This is a genomic window from Gilliamella sp. LMG 34359, from assembly GCF_984569085.1.
The window spans coordinates 3,424,211-3,446,140 of the sequence record NZ_OZ474906.1 but is presented as its reverse complement, the minus strand read 5'-3'; the positions used below and the strand labels follow the sequence as shown (position 1 = coordinate 3,446,140).

Genomic DNA, 21,930 nt, shown 5'->3' with positions numbered 1-21,930 from the left:
GATATACCGGAGATAAAAATGCCAAAAGTTCTCACTCCCGAGCGTTCCCTGTAGGTACAGGGATATACCGATACAGCGGATAGAGAAGCTCGTAAGATGATGGCGTTCCCTGTAGGTACAGGGATATACCGTCAAAACTTTATCCGGTTGAATTAAATGATGAGCGTTCCCTGTAGGTACAGGGATATACCGAAAAATGAGAGGTAGGCTAGTCGCCGAAATAGGCGTTCCCTGTAGGTACAGGGATATACCGCACGAATTTGAGTTAATAGATGATCTGTACCAGCGTTCCCTGTAGGTACAGGGATATACCGCGCTATTTATTTCTATCATCCTTTGCCCTCTTGCGTTCCCTGTAGGTACAGGGATATACCGAAAGCGGTTTGTGGATGCCTCACTCCATTGAAGAGTTCCCTGTAGGTACAGGGATATACCGCATCTGGAGCATTTAAAATTAATGCAAATGCCGAGTTCCCTGTGGGTACAGGGATATACCGTGCATCCGCTATTTGCTCTTTACTATAATTCTGCGTTCCCTGTAGGTACAGGGATATACCGCGAGCAATAACATCAATCAATTAGCACGAACAGCGTTCCCTGTAGGTACAGGGATATACCAGTGGCTCGCGCTCTCCGAAAGTAAAAACTTCTGCGTTCCCTGTAGGCACAGGGATATACCGTGCGTGGTGGAGAGGCTTTAGATCTATTTGTTGGAGTTCCCTATAGCTATAGAACTATAGCGGTCTGTACGCCTTAATGTGTTTTACATAATTTTGATTAATTGATTTATAAATTTAGCTGTATATCTAAATATTTTTTTCAATAATTATCCAACGGTAATAGCATGTTCTTTAAAAAGAGGGGGGATTGGTAAACTTTATTTACTATAAGAAATATATGGATAATTTTTAGTTGAGCTAAAATAATTATTAAAAATGTTTTAGTGTGTATGATGTGTTTTACACACTAAAACGCTTAATATTTAACACTGCCTACTTTTACCATTGATTTTATAAACCCACTATAATCGCGGTGTGTTTATTGGTTTTTATAATAGTTGAGTGGCGTTATGCTAACACTCGTCTAATACGAGAGGTTACACCTTTTAAGTTATAAGATTCAGCATAATCACGTATTGGTCTTTTTATGTAATCAATCACATATCGTTGACCATCAATATGATTATTTTTCAAATTAGCATACATCTTTTCAATTTCTGCTTTGACTTCATTATCATTGAAAGTATAGTGACCTGCGATATCAAGTATTTCATCAGCTAAAATAGGATCACTGGTTATTTGGGCAATGGTTAAATTCTTTTGTTCGCCAACCATCCATTTTCTCCAACGTTCACATTTGATTGCATGCTCTAATAATACTTCTCTAACGGCTGAAGCTTTTTCTATTAAACCTTGGTCTTTTAATCGTTGTTCAACCTTAGCTAAATTTAAGTAAGCTCGTGTCTCTTGTGTACCATATTGTGGTGCTACATTTGATGCTGCTATATTTGAAGGAATGTGTTCTAATAATGTTACGTCATCGAAGTAATCGCCATTATGTTCCTTTAATCCTACTCCATATTGTTTAGCCATAACTGCTAAGCTGAGTGCATTTTTAAAGTTGAATGTACCAATTTGTTCGGTTTTTCTGGTTAAGGTTCCGGTTTGGCCGACAATAAAGGTTGGCATTGGCAAATTACGTTTGTTTAGTTCTTCTTTGAGTTTTAGGATAAATTTTTCATAAGTTTCCGTTGAAGTTAAGCCACCATTTGTCTCTTCTGTTCCAACTTCATAGCCAATTTCTGGTAAGTTTCTAGCGATTCTTTGTTGTTCACAAAACTCAATCAAATCGACAGTTCGTTCTAAAACGGTTTCTAGTGGGATGACTTTACCAACTTCAATTGGATCTTTAGTTGGGTCAATCATTAATAAATCAAAACCTGCTTCGATATCTGCAATATATGATTTTTTACCTAATTCCATCGCTTCATCAACAGCAAGATGATCATTTCGTTCTTTATCTCTTTGCCATGGACCGCCATGATCTCGGCAAATATAATATAAGTTATCATAATTGATTGAAGCGGCGACATCCTTTACTGCTTCTACAAATGTGAATTGATTCCAATTATTAACATATCCACCACCAAGTTCGTCGGCATCGACTTGATTACGACTGGCAATAAACATTATCGGATAGTCGTCTTCTTTCGATAATTCTAATGCTGCTTGTACGCAGTTTTTTGACATTGGGCCTATACCTAAAATTACAGCACTTTCTCCTGTGTCTTGTAATTTTAATAGACCATCAACTAATTTTTTGATCGGTAATTTGTTCATTTTATTTCTCCATTTAACTTAAACGTTGCTATCTGTTTGCTCTATATTTGGTTTGGTAAAGTGTAAAATTAAGACAGAGATTGCTACTCCAATAAACATAGAAAGGAAGAACCAAAGTTTGCCATTTACTGCCGGTAAGACGATTAAACCACCATGAGGAACAAGTGTTTCAACACCATTCATCATGCCTAAAGCGCCACCTACTGCACTACCAATGATAATTGCCGGTAATACTCGTTTCATGTCTCTTGCGGCAAAAGGAATTGCTCCTTCGGTAATACCGATGAGTCCCATAAAGAAAGCTGGGAATCCAAGATCACGCTCCTCAGCACTATATTTTTTGCGATCAATAAATACTGATATCGCCATAGCTAATGGCGGGATTGCCACGGCAATTCGGTGTGCACCATTAGGTCCATAAATACCTTCTGCCATTAAAAATAGTGTGAATGCAGTTGCTGTTTTATTTATTGGGCCACCCATGTCTACCGCAGTCATTGCCCCGATAATTAATCCTAATAAGATGGCACTACTACCTTGTAAGCTACTTAAAAAACTAACCAACCAATTCATCGCAAAACCAATTGGTTGGGCAACTACATAGATGTAAAACATACCTAATACGAAGGTAACAAAAATCGGTATAATTAAAATTGGCATGATTGTTCTGATGGTTACTGGAACTTTCCAAGTTTTACACCAACAAACAAGGTAGCCAGAAGCGACCCCCAATATCATGGCACCTAAAAATCCGGTTTTTATCGCTTCATCTCCGACCGGGGTATTTGCTAAATAACCTAATATCATGCCAGGTACAATTCCTGGTTTACCCGCTAATGAGTACGCAATATAACCAGATAATAGGGGAATCATCATAGTGAAACCAATTACCCCAAGATCATTCAGATTCTTCATGAATTTGTTGGTTATCTGCATACCATTTTGACCAGCTTCGCCACTCGATAGGGCTATGGCTAAAAATATCCCGCCAACTACAACTGCCGGCAACATAAACGAAACACCGGTGTTAAATGCTTTTTGAATATCTTTTAATATAAGATTAACTTTTGACATAGATTGCCTCCTATGCTTTATAATTGTTCCGCTTGATCTACAAATTTACCCGGATCTTTAATTACCAAACTGGGGTTTGCTTCAATAACTTTGCCGTTGTCACGTTTTTCATCAAAACGTTCCTCACCATCAATACCAATGCCGATAGCTAAAATGACGACATCCGCAGCATCAATTTCTTCTTGACTTAATTTATTCTCAGTTCCCATACTACCTTGTGTCTCAACCTTTATTTGATGGCCGCGTTTTTTACATTCGCGTTCAATTGCTTCTTGCGACATATAGGTATGTGCGATCCCAGTTGGACAAGCTGTCACTGCAACAATTTTCATGATGACTCCTTTTATAAATTTTTATTAATTGAACTCAATAGTGAATATATTTGAGTATTGTTTTGAAGATTTTCTAATTGCTCTCGAAATGAATCGTTCAACAAATTTTTGCTTAATTGGGATATCACTTTTAAATGAATGTTATCTTCGTTTTCTTCGGGCACTCCGATAAGAAAAATCATGTTAACCATTTCATTGTCTTGCTCAGACCAATTAAATAACTCGGTAGTTCGTAAAAAACCGACAAAAGGTTGTTGCACCACAGTGCTTTTACCATGTGGCATGGCTATTTGATAACCAACGGCAGTAGATACGATTGCTTCGCGATCTAAAACTTTATTTAAAAATTCATTCTGCGTATTAATAACGCCTACTTGCTGTGCTTTTTCAGTCAAAAATAGTAATGCCTCTTGTTTTGAATTTATTTTTTTATTCAAAAAAATCATATCATTACGGATCACATTATTTGCTGAGATATTCATCTTGTGCCCCTTTTATAAATTGAATAAACTTACGATGATTCGGTGTTTCACATAATTGATTAATAAGAGATTTGCTCTTTACTAACAGATAGATGTCAGAGAGGATTTTTTTCAGATTTTTAATATCTTTTTCCGAAATGCAGATAATAATTATCATCTTGACCAAATTGTCTTTCCATTTGATAGCTTTAGAATTGGTAACCATGACTATTCTTGTCTGTTTGACAAATTTAGGATTACCATGAGGTATCGCTACACCTGTAGGTAACTCTGTGGCACCTAATCCTTCTCTTACGATCATGCCTTGAATAAAATCCGGCATAACGATCTGTTGTGTTACAAGTTTTTGACCAATCTTATTTATCAGCTCTTCCTTGGAGTTAAAATTTTGGTTTAAGAAGAGGGTATCTTTTTCCAAATAGTGGATAAGGTACAAAAAGGAGTGTTTATGTTCTTGAACATGATCATTTAGTACAAAATGTTCACCATAAATATTAAAAATGTTTTGGATATCTTGCTCACTTAATAATGGTGAAACGACAACAACTTTGACACCGTCAATCGCTAAATTTATTGTTGAGATAATCAAATCAATATTGGCTAATACATCAGCATTTAATTCATGAACAGATGCTACTTCTATTGTGGTTAAAGAGGGTAATACACTGGTAATTCTATTGACTAATAGTTCAGTGGTGGCGATGCCGTTTTGGCAAACGACTAATATTTTTTTGCTATGTTTTGCTCTTTCAATTGCTGATTGAAAATGAATTGTGAGAAAACCAATTTCATCATCATTAAAAAATACACCTAATTCATCTTCACATTTACTGGCAATAATCCAAATTATATTAAATAACACCGGAAAATCTTGCTTAACTTGTGTTACAAATGGATTATTAATTTTAATACCTTCCCTTAATCGATATAACATTGGCGGCATGTGTTGTATTAGGTAATCCCGTAATTTGTTATCTGTTCGAAAATCAATAAATAATGAGGAACCAACATTCGAGATTATTCTGTCTACCAATAAGGTATTATTTTTATCTGATGAAAATACATCGATTCGATTAGAAAGTAGGTATTTTGCTAAGTAATTGATATCGCCATTACTGAAGGTGAAGTTAAGTCTTAGTGAGATTTTACTTAAAATGCTTTTAGCATTATTTTGGAATATTTGCGAGTTATCATTTATCGCAATAGCATCGTCAATATGTTGGTTTTTTTGAGCTCGGTAAACCATAATAACCAGCATATTTAATACATTGAAGATGTAGTGTTCAGCAATAAAGTTATTATCAAAGCGGACATGTGAATAGAGAACTCGAAAACAAGTTTTTACATTTTGTTCACCATAGTAGTGACTTAAAATAGCAAGTCTTTCATCGCCATCATCTAAAATACCAAGGTTAGCTTCAAAAACGAAAAAATTAAAATTTAAGTAAGCTTTCTGAATTTCTTTTTCTAAACCAGATAAGCGGGTTCCGCCGGCATCACTAATCACTTGTAGATTATTATTTGACGTTAATAATTGTTTTACAAACTTAAGATCTTGCTCAATAGAGGATTTGCTAACAGAAAATAATGTGGAAAGGTATTCAAAAGTAACTATTTTTTCTTCGAATAGCATCAACTCAATAATTTCTTTTCGACGGCTAAATTTAGCTAATGTAATCGTTCTTATTTTTCGATCAGTAGTTGTTTTATCTGTTCTTTTTAATGCGATGCCTTTACCTGATTTTTTATCTAACTGAAACCCTTTATTTAATAAACTATTGCTGATTTGTTCTAAGTCAGAATGAACGGTTCTTTCTGAAACATTAAGTAATTGAGCAAAATATTTTACCGTTTTGTATCCATTTTGTTTTATCAAAAGGTTAGTTAAAAAAACTTGTCTTTCCGTTAGCATTGGATGCCTCCTTGTTCAATAACAAAAGAACGATTTGATTATAATTAGTTGAAATTGTTTTTATATCACAAAGATCTTCAACAACTTGTTGCAAAAAAGATATTGAACAATATTACGAGGGGGTTAAGTAGATAGGAGAATTGACTAATATTTGGGTATTAATTGCCAGTATTAAAATAGCCAATTATCAGTAAATATTAAGTAATGATAGTACCTAAAAAGTACTTTTATAGGTAATTTTGCATGACGCTAAAATAATTATCAAAAATAGCGTACAATAGGCAACATTAATCGTAATTTCATTAGCAATCATATAGGAATTTAGTATGACAGGTAAATTTATTGTCATTGAAGGTTTAGAAGGCGCAGGTAAGACGACGGCAATTAATACCGTTGCGCGTGTTTTGAATCAACATCAGATTTGTGATTTACAGTTTACCCGCGAACCTGGCGGTACGCCTATTGCTGAAGCATTGCGCAATATTATTAAAAATGGTTTAGATAATGAACCGTTAACTAATAAAGCTGAATTACTTATGTTGTATGCTGCCCGTATTCAATTGGTTGAGAATGTGATTAAGCCTGCACTGAAAATAGGAAAATGGGTGATTGGCGATCGGCATGATTTATCTACTCAAGCTTACCAAGGTGGTGGCAGAGAGTTAGATCGCATTTTTATTGAGACCTTACAAACTCAGGTTTTAGGCAATTTTAAACCAGATTTAACGCTCTATTTAGATATTTCTCCAGAACTTGGATTAAAACGAGCAAGATCACGAGGGCAATTGGATCGCATTGAACAACAATCTCTCGCTTTCTTTGAGCGAATTCGTCAACGTTATTTAGAATTAGCCGAGCGAGATAACACCATTGTTACGATTGATGCAGCTAAATCAATTGCAGAAGTGACCGCTCAAATTGAAACAACATTGAATGCATGGTTAACTAATTAGGTTTCAATTTTATGATTTTTAATAAATATCCATGGCTTAAATTACCTTTTGAACAATTAGCAGATATGATTGTCAATCATCGCGCTCATCATGCTCTGTTAATCAACTATATTCAAGGAAGTGGTGAAGATGAGTTAATTAACTTATTAGTTAATCGATTAATTTGTCAATCTTCACAACAATTGCAACCATGTGGTCAATGCCATAGTTGCCAATTGTTGTTATCTCAACATCATCCTGATTATTACCTAATAACTAATGAGCAGGGCAAACAATCAATTAGTATTGATCAGATACGTAGTATTTCAACAAAAGTCTACGAAAAATCACAACAGGGTGGTAATAAGGTAATTTGGATTAAGCATGCGGCTTTGATGACAGAAGCGGCAGCAAACGCGTTGCTTAAAACGTTAGAAGAACCACCAGAAAACACCTATTTTATTTTAAGTGATGAGCATAATAGTCAATTATTACCTACAATTCATAGCCGATGTTTTAGCTATTTTTTGGCAGTACCAGAATTAGAAGAATCTATTAATTGGTTAAAAAAGCAACACAGTCATTCATACAGTGATAATGAGCTTGCCACTGCTTTATTATTGAGTGAAAATGCACCACTAAATGCGGCTATTTTGTTGCAACCAGAAAAATGGCAACAACGGAAATTATTTTGTGAAAAATTGTTAGAACTTTTGCCCGAAAATAATTTCTGGCAATTAGCAAAAACATTTAATAATGAAGATTTTCTTGAACGGATCACTTGGTTTTGTGCCTTGTTAGGTGATGCATTAAAAGCTAAACAGAAAGTTGGCCGATATATTGTTAACCGCGATCAAGTTCCATTAGTAAGACTCATAGCCACCAAAAGCCATGATGAGATTACCTCACTTTATCAATTGTGGTCGCAAGCTAGAAAAGTATTGCTATCCGTGGCAGGGTTAAATAAAGAGTTGATGGTTTACAATGTACTTGCACAATCTCAACTAATTGGCTATCAGAAGTAGACTTTATTGAGTAATGAAGTTTTAGAACAACGATATATTTACGTAAAAAAGGAATGCAGTGAGTTATTTATCGATTGAATTTGGTCTTGTTTTTATCGTTTTCTTTGCGATATATTGGGCTTTTAGATTATTACCAAAACTCCAAAATACATTACTTTTGCTTTCAAGTTATCTTATTGTTGCTAGCTATAGTTTACAGTTCGCCGTTATCCTTTTTATCTATACCTGCGCGATATATTTCTTTTCAGTAATGATTGCAACTTCGAAACGCTATGCTAAATGTTGGTTGATTTTAGGATTGAGTGCAGCAATTATCAATTTAGCGTTATTTAAATATTTTGATTTCTTTCGATATGAGTTACAGTCATTACTTAACTATTTAAATTTATCGATTTTATTACCAGTAATTACCGTTCTTATCCCAATCGGCATTTCTTTTTATACGTTTCATTCGGTAAGCTATTTGGTTTCAATCAAAAAGAAAGAATTATCGGTGGCTAAATTTTGGGATTTTGCCTTATTTTTATCCTTTTTTCCAAGTATTATTGCTGGTCCTATTAATCGTGCAAAAACGTTCCTTCCGCAAATTGCGGTTAGTCAACCAAGAGAGGTTTTAGAACCGTATCGGGCATTTACATTAATTATGTTGGCGGTTTTAAAAGTTTATTGTTTGGGCGGATTAATTAATGAAAACTGGGTAACCCCTGTTTTTTCAAACCCATTAGAATATAGTACTCTTGATTTATTAGTAGGCTTATATGCATATGCCATGCAAATTTACCTAAATTTTTCTGGGTATACTGACCTTGTGACGGGAATTGCTTTATTATTAGGTTTTCGGCTTCCAATTAATTTCAACTTTCCTTATTTAGCTTTTAATCTGCGGGAATTTTGGGATCGGTGGCATATTAGTTTATCTCATTGGATTCGCGATTATATTTATATCCCTCTTGGTGGTAGCCGGCGTGGTTTTATTCGCACGCAAATCAATGTTATGTGCGCTATGTTATTGTCAGGTTTATGGCATGGAGCAGGCATTAATTTTATTATTTGGGGTGCGTGTCATGGAGTTGGAATTGTTGTTCTTAATGTATTAGATCGTTATACCGGACGTGGTTGGATTACTCAACGCTCTCCAATTATTGCACGATTCATTACTTGGCATTATATCTGTTTTACTTGGCTATTTTTTTATTGTGAAAGTTTGCCTGATGCATTAGATTATTTAACGGCGTTAAGTCAGAATTTTTTAATTGATTCACATTATACTGAGGCATTTTTAAGTATATGTGTCATATTTTTAGTATATCCACTATGTAAAAATATTCCTAATTGGTGCACTTTACAACTTAGTAGAACAAATAGAGGTTTTTTGCCTATCATATTTATATTTATTTTATGGCTAACTATCTATTTCGCCCCTTCTGGCGTACCAAATTTTATTTACGCTAATTTCTAATTATTAAACAAAATAAACATGAAATCTAAAAAAATATTATTGAAAAATAGACGAAGAAATAAGCCTAAAAAAAATGGGCAACAAGTTAATTTATCAAAAAATAGTACACAAAAACAATCAACAGAGCATAAGCCTAAGATTAAAGCTAAAGTATCAAAAGCTAAAGTATCAAAAGCGTTGATAAGTGATGACGCATTACTTTCATCCAAATATATTTTTGTTTTGCTATCGGTTACTGCAATTGCTTTAGTCGCAATTTATTACAATTCGATATTAATTTATTGCCAACAAACCTATCATTCAGATATATTTAATACCGGAAGTATTACTCAAGAGACGGAGCAAAAAGATTCTCAGGAGTTGATTGAAATCACTTCGTTAACGTCAAAGGATGCGACTAATGGTCAGCGTGATGTTAACCATACTATTGATAACCAATCATTAACAAATCAATCGGCAAAAAACAGCGTAATAAGTTCATCAGATGGGAGCGATAACCCCCCAAAAATTATCAAACACAACAAAATTAATGAACAGTTGAACGTTATTAAGCAAAAAAGATCGGAATTAAATAGAAAAGCGGCTGAAATACCACCACTACCAGAGAAGAAAAGTAGCGTCGTTAAAAGTGAATCGCCTAAAATCGATCATCAAGATATACCCTTGATTCATGAGCCATTACCGATTGTGGTAACTAAAAATGATAAAGTTTTTTTCGTTGGTGACTCATTAATGCAAGGTGTTGCACCTTATGTTAAAAAAATGTTATTCAAACAATATAAAGTAGAAAGCTTAGATCTAAGTAAACAAAGTACTGGTCTTGCTTATCCAAACGCTTTTAATTGGCCAAAAACTATTAATGATAATCTGATGGCCGATCCTGCTATAAAGTTACTTGTTGTTTTTTGGGGACCAAATGATCCTTGGGATTTCCCGGTCAAAGGTTATGCTAAATACGCAAAATTTAAATCTGAGCTTTGGGAAGAACAATACCGATTACGTATTGCAATGGTTTTAAATAGCGCTTACGAACATGATGTTCAGGTACTTTGGCTGGCTGTCCCTTGTATGCGCAAACGACAACTTAATGAAGGAATGATTTATTTAAATACGCTATATCAATCTGAATTAGAGAAGACACAACAACATTTTTTATCAACGAATCAACTATTAGGTTGTACTTATGAAAAATATAGTAATTTTATTGAATCAGGTAAAGATAAAATAAAAGTTAGGGTAGATGATGGGGTCCATTTCACTACCGCAGGGCAAAAAATTTTGGCTAAAGCGATTATGGAAAAAATCATTTTTAAACAATTAGAGGGTGACGATAGTGATTAAACATTTAAAGTATATTCTTACTATAATGACTATCACATTATCGGTAGGATGCAGTGTAGCAGAAAGTAAAACTAGTACACTATCTACAGTTGTTGACTATGGTGATCCAAATGCAAAACAATTTGCACAACGATTAAAATCATTAGCTTTAAATCAAGACAGTAAGCAAGTTATAAATATTACTCAGTTTGGGGATTCGCATTCAGCGGCTGATTTTTTTACAGGTGAGTTTCGAAAATTAATGCAACAAAAATATGGTGATGCAGGCATAGGTTGGATTACACCTATGGCAATAAAAGGCCAAAGTCACGCATTAGTTAATTGGAAATCTAAAAACTGGGATGTATTAAGTAGTCGAACATTAAAGAATTTAGATTTTCCCATGGGTGGATTTATCGCTAAACCAGCTAGGGATTCAGCTACTTTACAAATAATTCCCAAAGGTTTAAACGGTATAAATTGGCAAGTAAAGTTGACCTTTAAAACCTTAAAGTATATCCCTAATTTGTTAAAGATATATGATGCTAATAATAAAAAAATAGATATTGATTATTTCCCGGTAAGTGATGTTTGGCAAACTGTTTCATTTGTTACCAAAACGCCTTTTACCATTAAAGGCAGTCGTGATATTGAAATTGGTGGCATATGGTTAACTCGCGAGCAACAACCTGGTGTTATTGTCTCTTCGATTGCGACTAATGGGGCAAGGCAAAGTATATGGCAAAGGTGGGGTGATGATTGGTTAGATGAATTATCTTCGTCAAACAGTGATTTAGTTATTCTTGAATACGGTACTAATGAAAGTTTTGATGAAACCTTAGATGTTAATGTTTATCGCAAAAACTTAGTGAATAATATTCATCTCATTCGTAAATCATTACCCAACGCAGTCATTTTATTGATGACGCCGCCAGATACTATGATTAATGATAAGAGTTTTCCTAAATCTTTTGCAAAAATTATGAATACTCAAAAACAAGTTGCTAAATCAGAAAGAACATTATTTTGGGATTGGCAAGCGGCTATGGGCGGACCTCATTCAATTAAAGAATGGCGAAGTAACCGATTAGCCCGTCCAGATTTAGTGCATCAAACTCTACAAGGGTATAGACAAAGTGCTAGAATTTTTTATACTGATTTAGAAGAGTTTATTCAAAAGAAAAAATAGAATATATCATTAAAAAGGAACAAATAAGTTATGTCATCTCCAATTATTGTTGCAGTTGATTTTTCTGATACTCAGTCAGCATGGAATTTTATCGATCGGGTTGATCCCAAAGATTGCCGTCTTAAAATTGGCAAAGAATTATTTACTCATGCCGGTCCAGAATTTATAAAAAAAACCAAACAAAAAGGATTTGATATTTTTTTAGATCTTAAATTCCATGATATCCCTAATACGGTCGCGAAGGCAGTTGCTGCCGCCGCCGATTTAGGTGTTTGGATGACCAATATTCATGCAAGTGGTGGCGTTCGTATGATGGAAGCTGCAAAAGATGCGCTTTATCAATATGGAAAAGATGCACCACTATTAATTGCTGTCACGGTATTAACTAGCATGGAATCTGCAGATCTTAAAGAAATAGGGATTAATTCATCTCCATTAGAACAAGCAACAAGGTTAGCATTGCTTGCTAGGAATTGTGGACTTGATGGTGTTGTTTGTTCAGCCAAAGAAGTACAAAGCTTTAGGACACGACTTGGCAGTGAATTTAAATTAGTAACACCTGGTATTCGCCCAGCAGGAGCAACCGCAGATGATCAACGCCGTATTATGACGCCTCAACGTGCACAAGCAGCCGGTTCTGATTATTTGGTGATTGGTCGTCCGATTACCCAAGCCGAAGAGCCAGCTAAAGCATTGCAAGCTATTTTATCAACCCTTGATGTAACCAAGAGCTAATAATTATGTCTGATAACGCTATTGTTTATTCAACTGAACAAGGTCGAATTATTCCTAAACAGGCTGTTAAGCCTCGCATTAAAGGTGATGGCATAATCCGTATTTCACGTCAAACAGCGGGTCGTAAAGGTAAAGGGGTATGCGTTATTGAAGGATTTGATTTAGACGATTCTTCGTTGATGCAATTAGCCGCTGATCTTAAAAAACGTTGTGGTTGTGGTGGTTCAGTCAAAGATGGCAAAATTGAAATTCAAGGTGATAAACGCGAACTACTTAAATCATTATTAGAAGATAAAGGATTTAAAGTTAAACTTGCTGGTGGTTAATTTATTGCCTATAAAATAATAACGCCCTTTCTAACAAGGGCGCTATCGAATAAATTAATTAGAGCGGTAGCCACGCATTTTTTTGCTGATTTCGCGTCTTTCCTTAGAGATTTCAGCATTCTTGATTATATAATCATCAACACGATCATCATAATCACTCTTCATGTTAGCAATAATAGCTTGTAGTTCTTCGTAAGTCATATCAGGTTTAATGTAATCACTTAAATTTTCAAGTAACAACACACGCTTTTGGTTGTCACGAATTTTTTTTTCGTTATCTGAAATTTCGCGTTTTAACTTATTTAAACGGCGTGACAAACGAATGTATTCTAGTACATCTTGAAATGATGGTGCGGCTGATTTTTCCTTGTCCATCGATAACCCCTTATATCTAAAAAATGGAAAACGATTCTCAGTTAATTATATACCAATAATTTTTTAAGGTCATATTAAATATATTATTATTGAAAAATGTTAAATCAAAATAATCAACCATGTCTATGGTGTTTTGTTTTAAATCAAATTTTTATAAGTAATAAACAATAATATTTTAAAAAAATTGCTAATATATTTAACGTTTCTTTGCAAATTGCGATAAAAATAAAAACAACTATTAAGAATTATTGCAAAGTATTATACAATGTGTCGTTAATTGAAAAGAGTACCGAATGAGAGAATTATAATGAGCTGGATTGAAAAAATTCTGAGTAAAAATAATATATCGTCAGATCATAAAAAAGCGAATATTCCAGGAGGTGTTTGGACCAAATGTAGTAATTGTGAGCAAGTTATTTATCAAGCCGAACTTGACCGTAATTTAGAAGTTTGCCCAAAATGTGATCATCACATGCATATTCCTGCCCGTGTTCGCTTATATCGTTTTTTAGATGAAGGATCGGATGTAGAGATTGGTTCAGAACTTGCTCCCAAAGATATTTTAAAGTTTAAAGATACTAAAAAATATAAAGATCGTTTAACCGCGGCTCAAAAAGAGACCCATGAAAAAGAGGCGATGGTAGTAATGAAGGGCACATTACTGGGTATTCCGGTTGTGGTTGCCTGTTTTGAGTTTGCTTTCATTGGCGGTTCCATGTCGTCTGTGGTTGGGGCTTTATTTACACGAGCAGCTGAACAGGCCATTGCAGATAAATGCCCGTTAATCTGTTTTTCAACTAGTGGCGGCGCTCGAATGCAAGAAGCATTATTTTCCTTAATGCAAATGGCAAAAACCAGTGCTATCTTAGCCAAAATGCAAGACGAAGGGTTGCCATATATTTCAGTTATGACCGATCCGACAATGGGGGGAGTATCGGCTAGCTTAGCGATGCTTGGTGATATCAATATAGCTGAGCCTAAAGCGTTAATTGGTTTTGCTGGTCCTAGAGTAATTCAACAAACAGTAAGGGAAACATTACCTGAAGGGTTCCAACGTAGCGAATTCTTACTCGAAAAAGGGGCAATTGATATGATTATTCATCGTCGAGATATGCGCCCAAAAATTGCAGGTTTATTAGCTAAATTAATGAAACTCCCTGTACCTTTTGATAATATCGTAAATGATGAGACTATTTAATTAATCATGCAAATTAAAACCCCTGATGCCATGTCTGATCTTGAGACATGGCTTTGTTATTTGGAGCAGTTACATCCTAGTACTATCGATTTAGGACTTGACCGAGTTAAACAAGTTGCAGATAGACTTGATCTTTTGCAACCGGCACCTTATGTTTTCACAGTGGCGGGGACTAATGGTAAAGGAACGACTTGTCGCACGCTTGAGATGATATTACTTGCTGCTAATAAACGAGTCGGGGTTTATAGTTCTCCTCATCTATTGCGTTTTACTGAACGGGTTAGAATAAACAATCAAGAGTCAAAAGAACAAGATACCGTTGATGCATTTGTTGAAATTGAAAAGGCGAGACAAGATATCTCTCTAACCTATTTTGAATATGCGACATTAGCGGCATTATATCAATTTAAACATGCTCAATTAGATGTGGTGATTTTAGAAGTTGGTTTAGGCGGAAGACTTGATGCCACCAATATTATTGATGCTGATATCGCGATTATTACCACAATTGGTATTGATCATGTTGAATATTTGGGAAATACAAGAGAAAGTATTGGTCGAGAAAAAGCCGGTATTTTTAAACCGAAAAGTATTGCTGTTGTTGGTGAGCCAGAAATACCACCCTCTATTTTAGATGTTGCTAACAGCGTGAATTGTCCTATATATACTGTAAATAAAGATTGGTCTTATCAACAAATTGATAATTCATCATGGCAATTTATATCTCCGCTTAAAAAGTACAATAAGTTACCTATTCCTAATATACCTTTAGCCAATGCATGTACTGCTATTGCCGCATTAGGCTACTCTTCATTGCCAATTACTGAGAATCAAATCAAAGAAGGTCTTGAAAAAGCAAGTTTAATCGGCAGATTTCAAACTATACAAACATCACCAATGGTAATCGTAGATGTTGCCCATAATCCTCATGCAGCTAGCTATTTAGCTAAGCAAATTGAATTTTTAAAGAAGAAACAATCTCATATTGGCAAGGTAAGATTTGTTATAGGTATGCTTAAAGACAAAGATATTAAAAGTACCTTATCGTTATTAAATGCTGACCAATGGTATTGTGCTTCACTTTATGGTGAGCGTGGATGTAATGCAGAGGTGTTAGCGCAATATTTACAAAATGATAGACAAAAAAATATAACAACCTTTGAAACGGTTTATGATGCATATCAAAAGGCCATGCAAGATGCAAAAGAAGATGATATTATTGTCGTTTGTGGTTCATTTTATACCGTATCTGCCGTTTTAAATGAATTAGGCAACTAGGCAAATGTAAGCATGGAAACTAATCGAAAGAAGACTAAAATTACTGTGAATAAAGTTAGAAACCAACTCATTGGTTTTGCTACTTTTTTGTTAGTCGTTGCGATAGTTGCACCAATTATTATTACTGACAAATCCAATTTATATCCATCTTCCTCATCGATTTTACAATCAGAAGTAGTTAATCAACAAAATCAAGAGATTATTACCCAAAATGAGTCAGTGATTAATGGCAGTTTCAATAATGGATCGGAGCAAATATATACTCCTGATTCATCACAATATACCAGTCCTTTAGCTTCACCCGAAAGTATTGATGATATTGATGATATTGATGATAGCCCATCAACCTCAAATGCTATAACAAATCCTGAACAACCAGATAAAACATATATGATTCAACTTGGTGCTTTGAAAAATAAGAGAAAAATTGAAGAATTAGTTGCCTTGTTAAGATTAAATAATTATAACGTTAGTGTTATTCCAAGCAATCCAGGACCAGATCAATTAATCAAATTACAAGTTGGTCCTTATGCTAAAAAAGAGCAAGCTGAACAGTTAATCAATGACTTAAATAATTTAACCAAATTGAAAGGTGTGATTGTTACCAATTAAAAATTATTTTACTTTTTATGAGTATAGGATTTAAATAAAAATATTAATATAAAACTAGGAGTTATTATGATGAATTGGATTGATTATACGATTATTGGTGTGATCGTTTTATCTGCACTGATTAGTATCGTTAGAGGTTTTATTAAAGAATCGTTATCTTTAATAAGCTGGGTACTAGCTTTCTTTATCGCCAGTCGTTTTTACATGTACATTACTCGTTATTTAACTTATTTTGAAAGTGATGTTGTTCGTATTGCGGTCGCTATCGCTATTTTATTTGTTGCCACACTAATTGTTTGTTCTATTATTACTTATATTATTAGTCAATTTGTGCAAAAGACAGGTTTATCCGGTACAGATCGGGTATTAGGTGTTTATTTAGGTATAATAAGAGGTATTTTAGTTGTGGCGGCTGTGCTCTTTTTTGTTGATACCTTTACACCGTTATCGCAAACTTTAGAGTGGGAGCAATCACTATTAATTCCACATTTTCAAATTATTATTCGTTGGTTTTTTGACCTTATACAACATTCGTCTTCATTTTTAGTTAAATAATTTTGAGGTAACTTTGGTATGTGTGGTGTTGTTGGTATTGTAGGATGCAGTACAGTTAATCAATCTATTTATGATGCTTTAACTGTTTTGCAGCATCGAGGGCAAGATGCCGCAGGAATTGTAACCATCGATGAACAAAATCGCTTTCGCTTACGTAAAGCAAATGGTTTAGTTAAAGATGTATTTCAAGAACAGCATATGTTGCGTTTGCAAGGTAATTTAGGAATAGGGCATATTCGTTACCCTACAGCGGGTAGCTCAAGTCCTTCTGAAGCGCAGCCTTTTTATGTAAATTCACCGTATGGTATTGCACTGGCTCACAATGGTAATTTAACCAATACAGAACAGTTACGTGATAAGGTATTCGAATTAGCAAGGCGCCACATTAACACTAGCTCTGATTCTGAAGTATTACTTAATATTTTTGCAAGTGAACTTGATAAATTCCCCACTTATCCATTAACTGCAGATAATATTTTTACCGCTATCAATCAAGTGCATCAAATTATTAAAGGTGCTTATGCTTGTGTGGCAATGATTATTGGACATGGTCTAGTTGCATTTCGTGACCCATTTGGTATTCGTCCTTTAGTGATAGGTAAAAAAGTAATTGATAATCAGAAAACAGAATATATGGTTGCATCAGAAAGTGTTGCTTTAGATATTCTCGATTTTGAATTTATGCGTGATGTAGAGCCAGGTGAAGCTATCTATATTACTCAAGATGGACAACTTTACTCCAAACAGTGTGCCAATAATCCTCAATATTATCCTTGTATCTTTGAATATGTCTATTTTGCACGGCCAGATTCATTAATGAATGGTGTGTCGGTATATCAATCTCGCATACTGATGGGGCAAAAACTGGGTCAAAAAATTGCTAGAGAATGGAAAGATATTGATATTGATGTAGTTATTCCTATTCCTGAAACATCGTGTGATGCCGCGCTTGAAATTGCCAGAATATTAAATAAACCTTATCGTCAAGGATTTGTTAAAAACCGATATGTTGGTCGGACTTTTATTATGCCAGGCCAAGCGGAACGAAAACTTTCTGTAAGAAGAAAACTAAATGCCAATCGTATTGAATTTGAAGGTAAAAATGTCCTTTTAGTTGATGATTCTATAGTTCGCGGCACAACATCAGAAAAAATACTTGAAATGGTGCGCTCGGTTGGTGCCAAAAAAGTCTATTTAGCCTCTGCCGCTCCTGAAATTAGGTACCCTAATGTATATGGTATTGACATGCCTGTGGCTAGTGAACTCATTGCTTACAATCGTTCTGTTGAACAAATTGCAACGGCAATTGGCGCAGATAAACTAATATTTCAAGACCTCTCAGATTTAATTGATTGCATTAGGGAACAAAACGCTAAAATTCATCATTTAGAATGCTCTGTTTTTGATGGAAAATATATTACTGAAGGAATTGATGCTAATTATTTTGATGCTTTAGAGCATCATAGAGCAGAAAATAAGACTATCCCACCAAATAGAGAATCGGAAAATCTAGAAATTTACAATGAAGGTCAATATTAATTTTGATTTTCAACTTTACAATATAATAATCATGAATGAACTTGAAGTAACAAGTTCATTCATGAACATTCTAGTTTACGATCATCTTATTATCTAATTTTTTCATTACGAAATAGTCATATTTGTATAATTAATTAATAATAATTCTATTTTTCATAAAAAAAACATAAGCATAAACAATTGATAAATATCAAAAAAAAGTCGTCTTTACAAAAAAAATTAAAAAAAAACAACAAAACATTTTGATAAATTACATTTATGTAATAGAATTCGAGGGAATTTAACTATTTTGTAAAGAAATTTTAATGGATATGCACAATATTTAATATTCCAAAACGCATATCTGAAACACTAGAGTTAATAATAACAACTTTATCAACATTTCGGTAATATATATAAATATAGTGCCTTGGTGTTTTTTGTTGGTGAAATATAAGGAACGACTAGGGTGAGAAAGAATTATAATTTAGGCTTGATCCCAGCATTTGTAATAGCTACATTAAGTTGGAATTCTGCTTATGCAACTGATACCCAACAACAATTAGCAAATGCTATTGATAGCAATAAAATCATTGAGCTGAAAAATGGCACAAAAGTTCGTGAAATGGTGAATAACCAGCAACGAAGTTTGTACCAAATTGCATTATTGAGCAATATTTCGATTTCTGAATTACGTGCCATGAATGCTGGTCGTTTTGATAAAAGAGATATAGTCAAAGTCGATGAACGTTTAGTTTTACCGGAAAACTCTCCTTTACTACCGGCGATTGTTGCAAATAAAGGTAAAAAAGATAAATATGCAAATTTACCAACACTAGGTTCTGATGATAGTTATGATGTAAAGAAGGATAAAGATGCATTAGCTAGTCAAGTGGCTACCGTTTTGCAAACCCTTGCATCCCAAGATTGGAAAAACATTACTTCAGCAGAAAACGGTGGTATTGCCGGTCATTTGAAGAATAAAGGTAAAGATTATGCCGAAAATTATGTTAGGAACAGTATCAATTCACAAGTTATTGTTCCCGTACGTGATGCCACGCAAAATTTTTTAGGGCACTTTGGTACAGCACAATTACAATTTGATTTAAGTGACAAGGCTGAATTGAGCAATATCAACGTTAAATTATTTAGTCCTTGGATCGATACAGAAAAAACATTGATATTTACCCAATTATCATTCCAAGAACATGAGAAAAATCGACATATCGGTAACTTTGGTATTGGTCAACGTTGGGATGTTGCCAATAATAAATGGTTATTGGGTTATAACGTCTTCCTTGATCATGACTTCCAGCGATCACATAACCGTTTAGGTGTTGGTCTTGAGGCTTGGACTGATTACATGAAGTTATCTGCTAACTACTATAATCCATTATCTGATTGGAAAGATTCGAAAGATTTTGATGATTTTTACGAACGCGCAGCTAGAGGATTTGATATTCGTTTCCAAGGATATTTGCCTCAATATCCTCATTTCGGTGGATCACTTATGTATGAACAATACTATGGTGATAAGGTTGCTTTATTTGGTAAAGATAATTTGCAAAAAAATCCTAAAGCGTTGACGGTTGGCGTCGATTATACACCGGTGCCTTTATTTACATTTAAAACCCAACATAAACGAGGGCAAGGTGGTCAAAAAACGACATCAGCTGAGTTGACCATGAACTATCATATTGGAACACCATTAAAAGATCAGTTAGATCCAAATATGGTTCAAGCTGCGCGTTCTTTAAAAGGCAGCCGCTATGATTTGGTTGATCGTAATAACTATATTGTTCTTGAATATAAAGAAAAACAAATGGTTGTTGATTTAGGTCTGGAATCACTTCATTTAGTTGAGGGGTCCACTAATGCTCTAGCTATCGGTGTTCGTCATGGTAAAGGAATATCAAGTGTAGCTTGGTCAGGTAGTATGCAAGATATCGATCTTAATGGCGGATTTTTATGTTCTGCGATAGGGACATGTACCAGTTCTAACTGGTTAACTCCGCCAGCTGATGTCAAAAATTGGAAAATCGTTGCACCTAAATATTTGGATGAAAATGGTAATAAACTGCAAGCTAGCACTAACGGTGTTTATTCTTTAGCGGTGACAGTCAAGGATACTAGAGGTAAAACAGCAACATCTAATTCAGTTTCTTTTGATGTGTTACCTAATTTGGATATTCGTAAAGTAGGTGTCTGGGTAATTGATGAAGTACATAATCCATCAACTTATACCGATAATACCGCTGATGGTTTGACTTATGTAACACTATTAGCCAGTTTGGTTACTCCTTCAACGCCAACCCAAAGTGGTAATTTTGGCGATGGATATGTTGGTTTTAGTGACCAATCACTAATGGCAAGCATAGATAATACATTTAAATCCTCGGTAGTTGATTTATGGACAGCAACGAGTAATGGTAAAAAAGTAGCTTTAATTGATGGTACGTCTGGAAATGTAAGAAGATGTCCTAGCTCGACTCGTTGTGTCATAGTTAAGTCTTTTGAAAAAGTCAAAAAGGGCGAAAATGTTTCCGCAAATGCAGCAACTGGATATGGATTTACTGCGCTTGGTGACACTTATACCATGGATGTCGCTTCAAACTTTAGTGGTTTAGTTGATTTTTCGATTAATTTAAATGGTTACGGAACGTCTTTTAATAAAGCATCGGTTAATTTTGGCGGTGGTGAACCAGGTTACATTAAAGTTTATCGTGCCGATGGCACCTTAGTTGCCAAACAAAATGGATCTTATCTTAATTTAGAACCAGGTATTGATGGTTGGAATGTTGGCACTGAATATTTTGTTAAAGCTTTCATCGATGATACCGAAACGGTAGAAATTACAGATCTATTTGTTCTTTGGTCACTTGTCGGTACTAATAGTTTGGCTTGTCCAAGTAATGTTGCAACGACCTTGCCAAGCTTTATTGAACAACCTGAGGGGCCGTGGTTTAATGTAAGCATGGGGGTGGATGCGCATTATACCATTCCGGATAATATAAATAGTTATGCGACGAGAGGCACAAGTATCGCTGCTGTCGCAGGAGCTCAAGATGGTGCTTTTACAAATTATGATTTGAGCCAACAAACAATATCACCAGCATGTGCCGGTGACCAAGGATTTAAGTTACAAATTGCGACTAAAAAATTAAATTAATCTTTGAATTATCGAAGATGATTGATACTGAAACACCATAAAAATGTTGTTGTTATAAAAAAATACAACATGTTAATTTATTAATGAAAATAGGAAGTTA

19 protein-coding genes and 1 CRISPR repeat array (1 of these 20 running past the window's edge) are annotated in these 21,930 nt (G+C 34.6%); of the genes, 13 read left to right on the top strand and 6 right to left on the bottom strand.

What is annotated here, in order from left to right; genetic code table 11:
- Positions 1 to 680: a CRISPR direct-repeat array (repeat unit 29 nt; unit sequence GCGTTCCCTGTAGGTACAGGGATATACCG); it reaches 2,340 nt to the left of the window's first position.
- Positions 681 to 1,067: 387 nt separating this feature from the next.
- The 5 genes from AC5LXV_RS15710 to AC5LXV_RS15690 are packed head-to-tail and all read right to left on the bottom strand — an operon-like array spanning position 1,068 to position 6,139.
- Entirely contained in the window at positions 1,068 to 2,339 is a 1,272-nt protein-coding gene (locus tag AC5LXV_RS15710) for a class II D-tagatose-bisphosphate aldolase non-catalytic subunit (protein WP_493466978.1), read from the bottom strand.
- 18 nt (positions 2,340 to 2,357) lie between these two features.
- The gene (locus AC5LXV_RS15705) at positions 2,358 to 3,413 is read right to left on the bottom strand and encodes a PTS fructose transporter subunit IIC (protein ID WP_110422617.1); all 1,056 of its coding nucleotides are present in this window, start codon (positions 3,411 to 3,413) and stop codon (positions 2,358 to 2,360) included.
- Positions 3,414 to 3,430: 17 nt separating this feature from the next.
- The gene (locus AC5LXV_RS15700) at positions 3,431 to 3,745 is read right to left on the bottom strand and encodes a PTS fructose transporter subunit IIB (protein ID WP_110422618.1); all 315 of its coding nucleotides are present in this window, start codon (positions 3,743 to 3,745) and stop codon (positions 3,431 to 3,433) included.
- 11 nt (positions 3,746 to 3,756) lie between these two features.
- A complete protein-coding gene (locus AC5LXV_RS15695) occupies positions 3,757 to 4,227 on the bottom strand; it encodes a fructose PTS transporter subunit IIA (protein ID WP_493453012.1) in 471 nt (156 codons plus the stop codon).
- Positions 4,208 to 6,139: a BglG family transcription antiterminator gene (locus AC5LXV_RS15690; RefSeq protein ID WP_493453013.1), complete on the bottom strand. Its 1,932-nt coding sequence runs from the start codon at positions 6,137 to 6,139 to the stop codon at positions 4,208 to 4,210. Before AC5LXV_RS15690 ends, AC5LXV_RS15695 begins: the two co-directional genes overlap by 20 nt.
- A 326-nt stretch (positions 6,140 to 6,465) precedes the next feature.
- Between AC5LXV_RS15690 and tmk the strand changes: the two genes are divergently transcribed.
- From tmk to yciH, 7 genes are read left to right on the top strand one after another with little or no spacing between them, the layout of a single operon-like run.
- Complete coding sequence (gene tmk, locus AC5LXV_RS15685) at positions 6,466 to 7,092, top strand: dTMP kinase (RefSeq protein ID WP_493466977.1); 627 nt, start codon at positions 6,466 to 6,468, stop codon at positions 7,090 to 7,092.
- An 11-nt stretch (positions 7,093 to 7,103) separates the two neighbouring features.
- A complete protein-coding gene (gene holB / locus AC5LXV_RS15680; protein WP_493466976.1) occupies positions 7,104 to 8,096 on the top strand; it encodes a DNA polymerase III subunit delta' in 993 nt (330 codons plus the stop codon).
- Between the two features lie 58 nt (positions 8,097 to 8,154).
- Positions 8,155 to 9,555 (top strand): MBOAT family O-acyltransferase, encoded by a 1,401-nt coding sequence (locus tag AC5LXV_RS15675; RefSeq protein WP_110432599.1) that lies wholly within the window; start codon positions 8,155 to 8,157, stop codon positions 9,553 to 9,555.
- An 18-nt stretch (positions 9,556 to 9,573) separates the two neighbouring features.
- Positions 9,574 to 10,896 (top strand): SGNH/GDSL hydrolase family protein, encoded by a 1,323-nt coding sequence (locus tag AC5LXV_RS15670; RefSeq protein ID WP_493466975.1) that lies wholly within the window; start codon positions 9,574 to 9,576, stop codon positions 10,894 to 10,896.
- Entirely contained in the window at positions 10,889 to 12,064 is a 1,176-nt protein-coding gene (locus tag AC5LXV_RS15665; RefSeq protein WP_493466974.1) for a GDSL-type esterase/lipase family protein, read from the top strand. The genes AC5LXV_RS15670 and AC5LXV_RS15665 overlap by 8 nt, the downstream gene beginning before the upstream one ends.
- A 30-nt stretch (positions 12,065 to 12,094) precedes the next feature.
- Positions 12,095 to 12,799, top strand: coding sequence for an orotidine-5'-phosphate decarboxylase (pyrF, locus tag AC5LXV_RS15660; RefSeq protein ID WP_110432602.1), 705 nt, complete (start codon positions 12,095 to 12,097; stop codon positions 12,797 to 12,799).
- A 5-nt stretch (positions 12,800 to 12,804) separates the two neighbouring features.
- Entirely contained in the window at positions 12,805 to 13,125 is a 321-nt protein-coding gene (gene yciH / locus AC5LXV_RS15655) for a stress response translation initiation inhibitor YciH (RefSeq protein ID WP_110432603.1), read from the top strand.
- 54 nt (positions 13,126 to 13,179) lie between these two features.
- Here yciH and tmaR read toward each other — a convergent pair whose 3' ends face one another.
- Positions 13,180 to 13,500, bottom strand: a complete 321-nt coding sequence (gene tmaR, locus AC5LXV_RS15650) for a PTS system regulator TmaR (RefSeq protein WP_034884162.1) — start codon at positions 13,498 to 13,500, stop codon at positions 13,180 to 13,182.
- A gap of 307 nt (positions 13,501 to 13,807) precedes the next feature.
- Between tmaR and accD the strand changes: the two genes are divergently transcribed.
- From accD to AC5LXV_RS15620, 6 genes are all read left to right on the top strand, one after another.
- Positions 13,808 to 14,698: an acetyl-CoA carboxylase, carboxyltransferase subunit beta gene (gene accD, locus AC5LXV_RS15645; protein ID WP_110422627.1), complete on the top strand. Its 891-nt coding sequence runs from the start codon at positions 13,808 to 13,810 to the stop codon at positions 14,696 to 14,698.
- Positions 14,699 to 14,701: 3 nt separating this feature from the next.
- On the top strand, positions 14,702 to 15,976 hold the full coding sequence (gene folC / locus AC5LXV_RS15640; RefSeq protein ID WP_493446475.1) for a bifunctional tetrahydrofolate synthase/dihydrofolate synthase: 1,275 nt from the start codon (positions 14,702 to 14,704) through the stop codon (positions 15,974 to 15,976).
- Positions 15,977 to 15,988: 12 nt separating this feature from the next.
- Positions 15,989 to 16,588, top strand: a complete 600-nt coding sequence (locus tag AC5LXV_RS15635) for an SPOR domain-containing protein (RefSeq protein WP_493453017.1) — start codon at positions 15,989 to 15,991, stop codon at positions 16,586 to 16,588.
- Positions 16,589 to 16,657: 69 nt separating this feature from the next.
- Entirely contained in the window at positions 16,658 to 17,143 is a 486-nt protein-coding gene (locus AC5LXV_RS15630) for a CvpA family protein (RefSeq protein ID WP_110432652.1), read from the top strand.
- An 18-nt stretch (positions 17,144 to 17,161) separates the two neighbouring features.
- Positions 17,162 to 18,682 carry an amidophosphoribosyltransferase gene (gene purF / locus AC5LXV_RS15625; protein ID WP_110432606.1) on the top strand — a complete coding sequence of 507 codons (1,521 nt, stop codon included), beginning with the start codon at positions 17,162 to 17,164 and terminating at the stop codon, positions 18,680 to 18,682.
- A 448-nt stretch (positions 18,683 to 19,130) separates the two neighbouring features.
- Positions 19,131 to 21,830 carry an inverse autotransporter beta domain-containing protein gene (locus AC5LXV_RS15620; protein ID WP_493453018.1) on the top strand — a complete coding sequence of 900 codons (2,700 nt, stop codon included), beginning with the start codon at positions 19,131 to 19,133 and terminating at the stop codon, positions 21,828 to 21,830.
- Positions 21,831 to 21,930 lie beyond the last annotated feature (100 nt).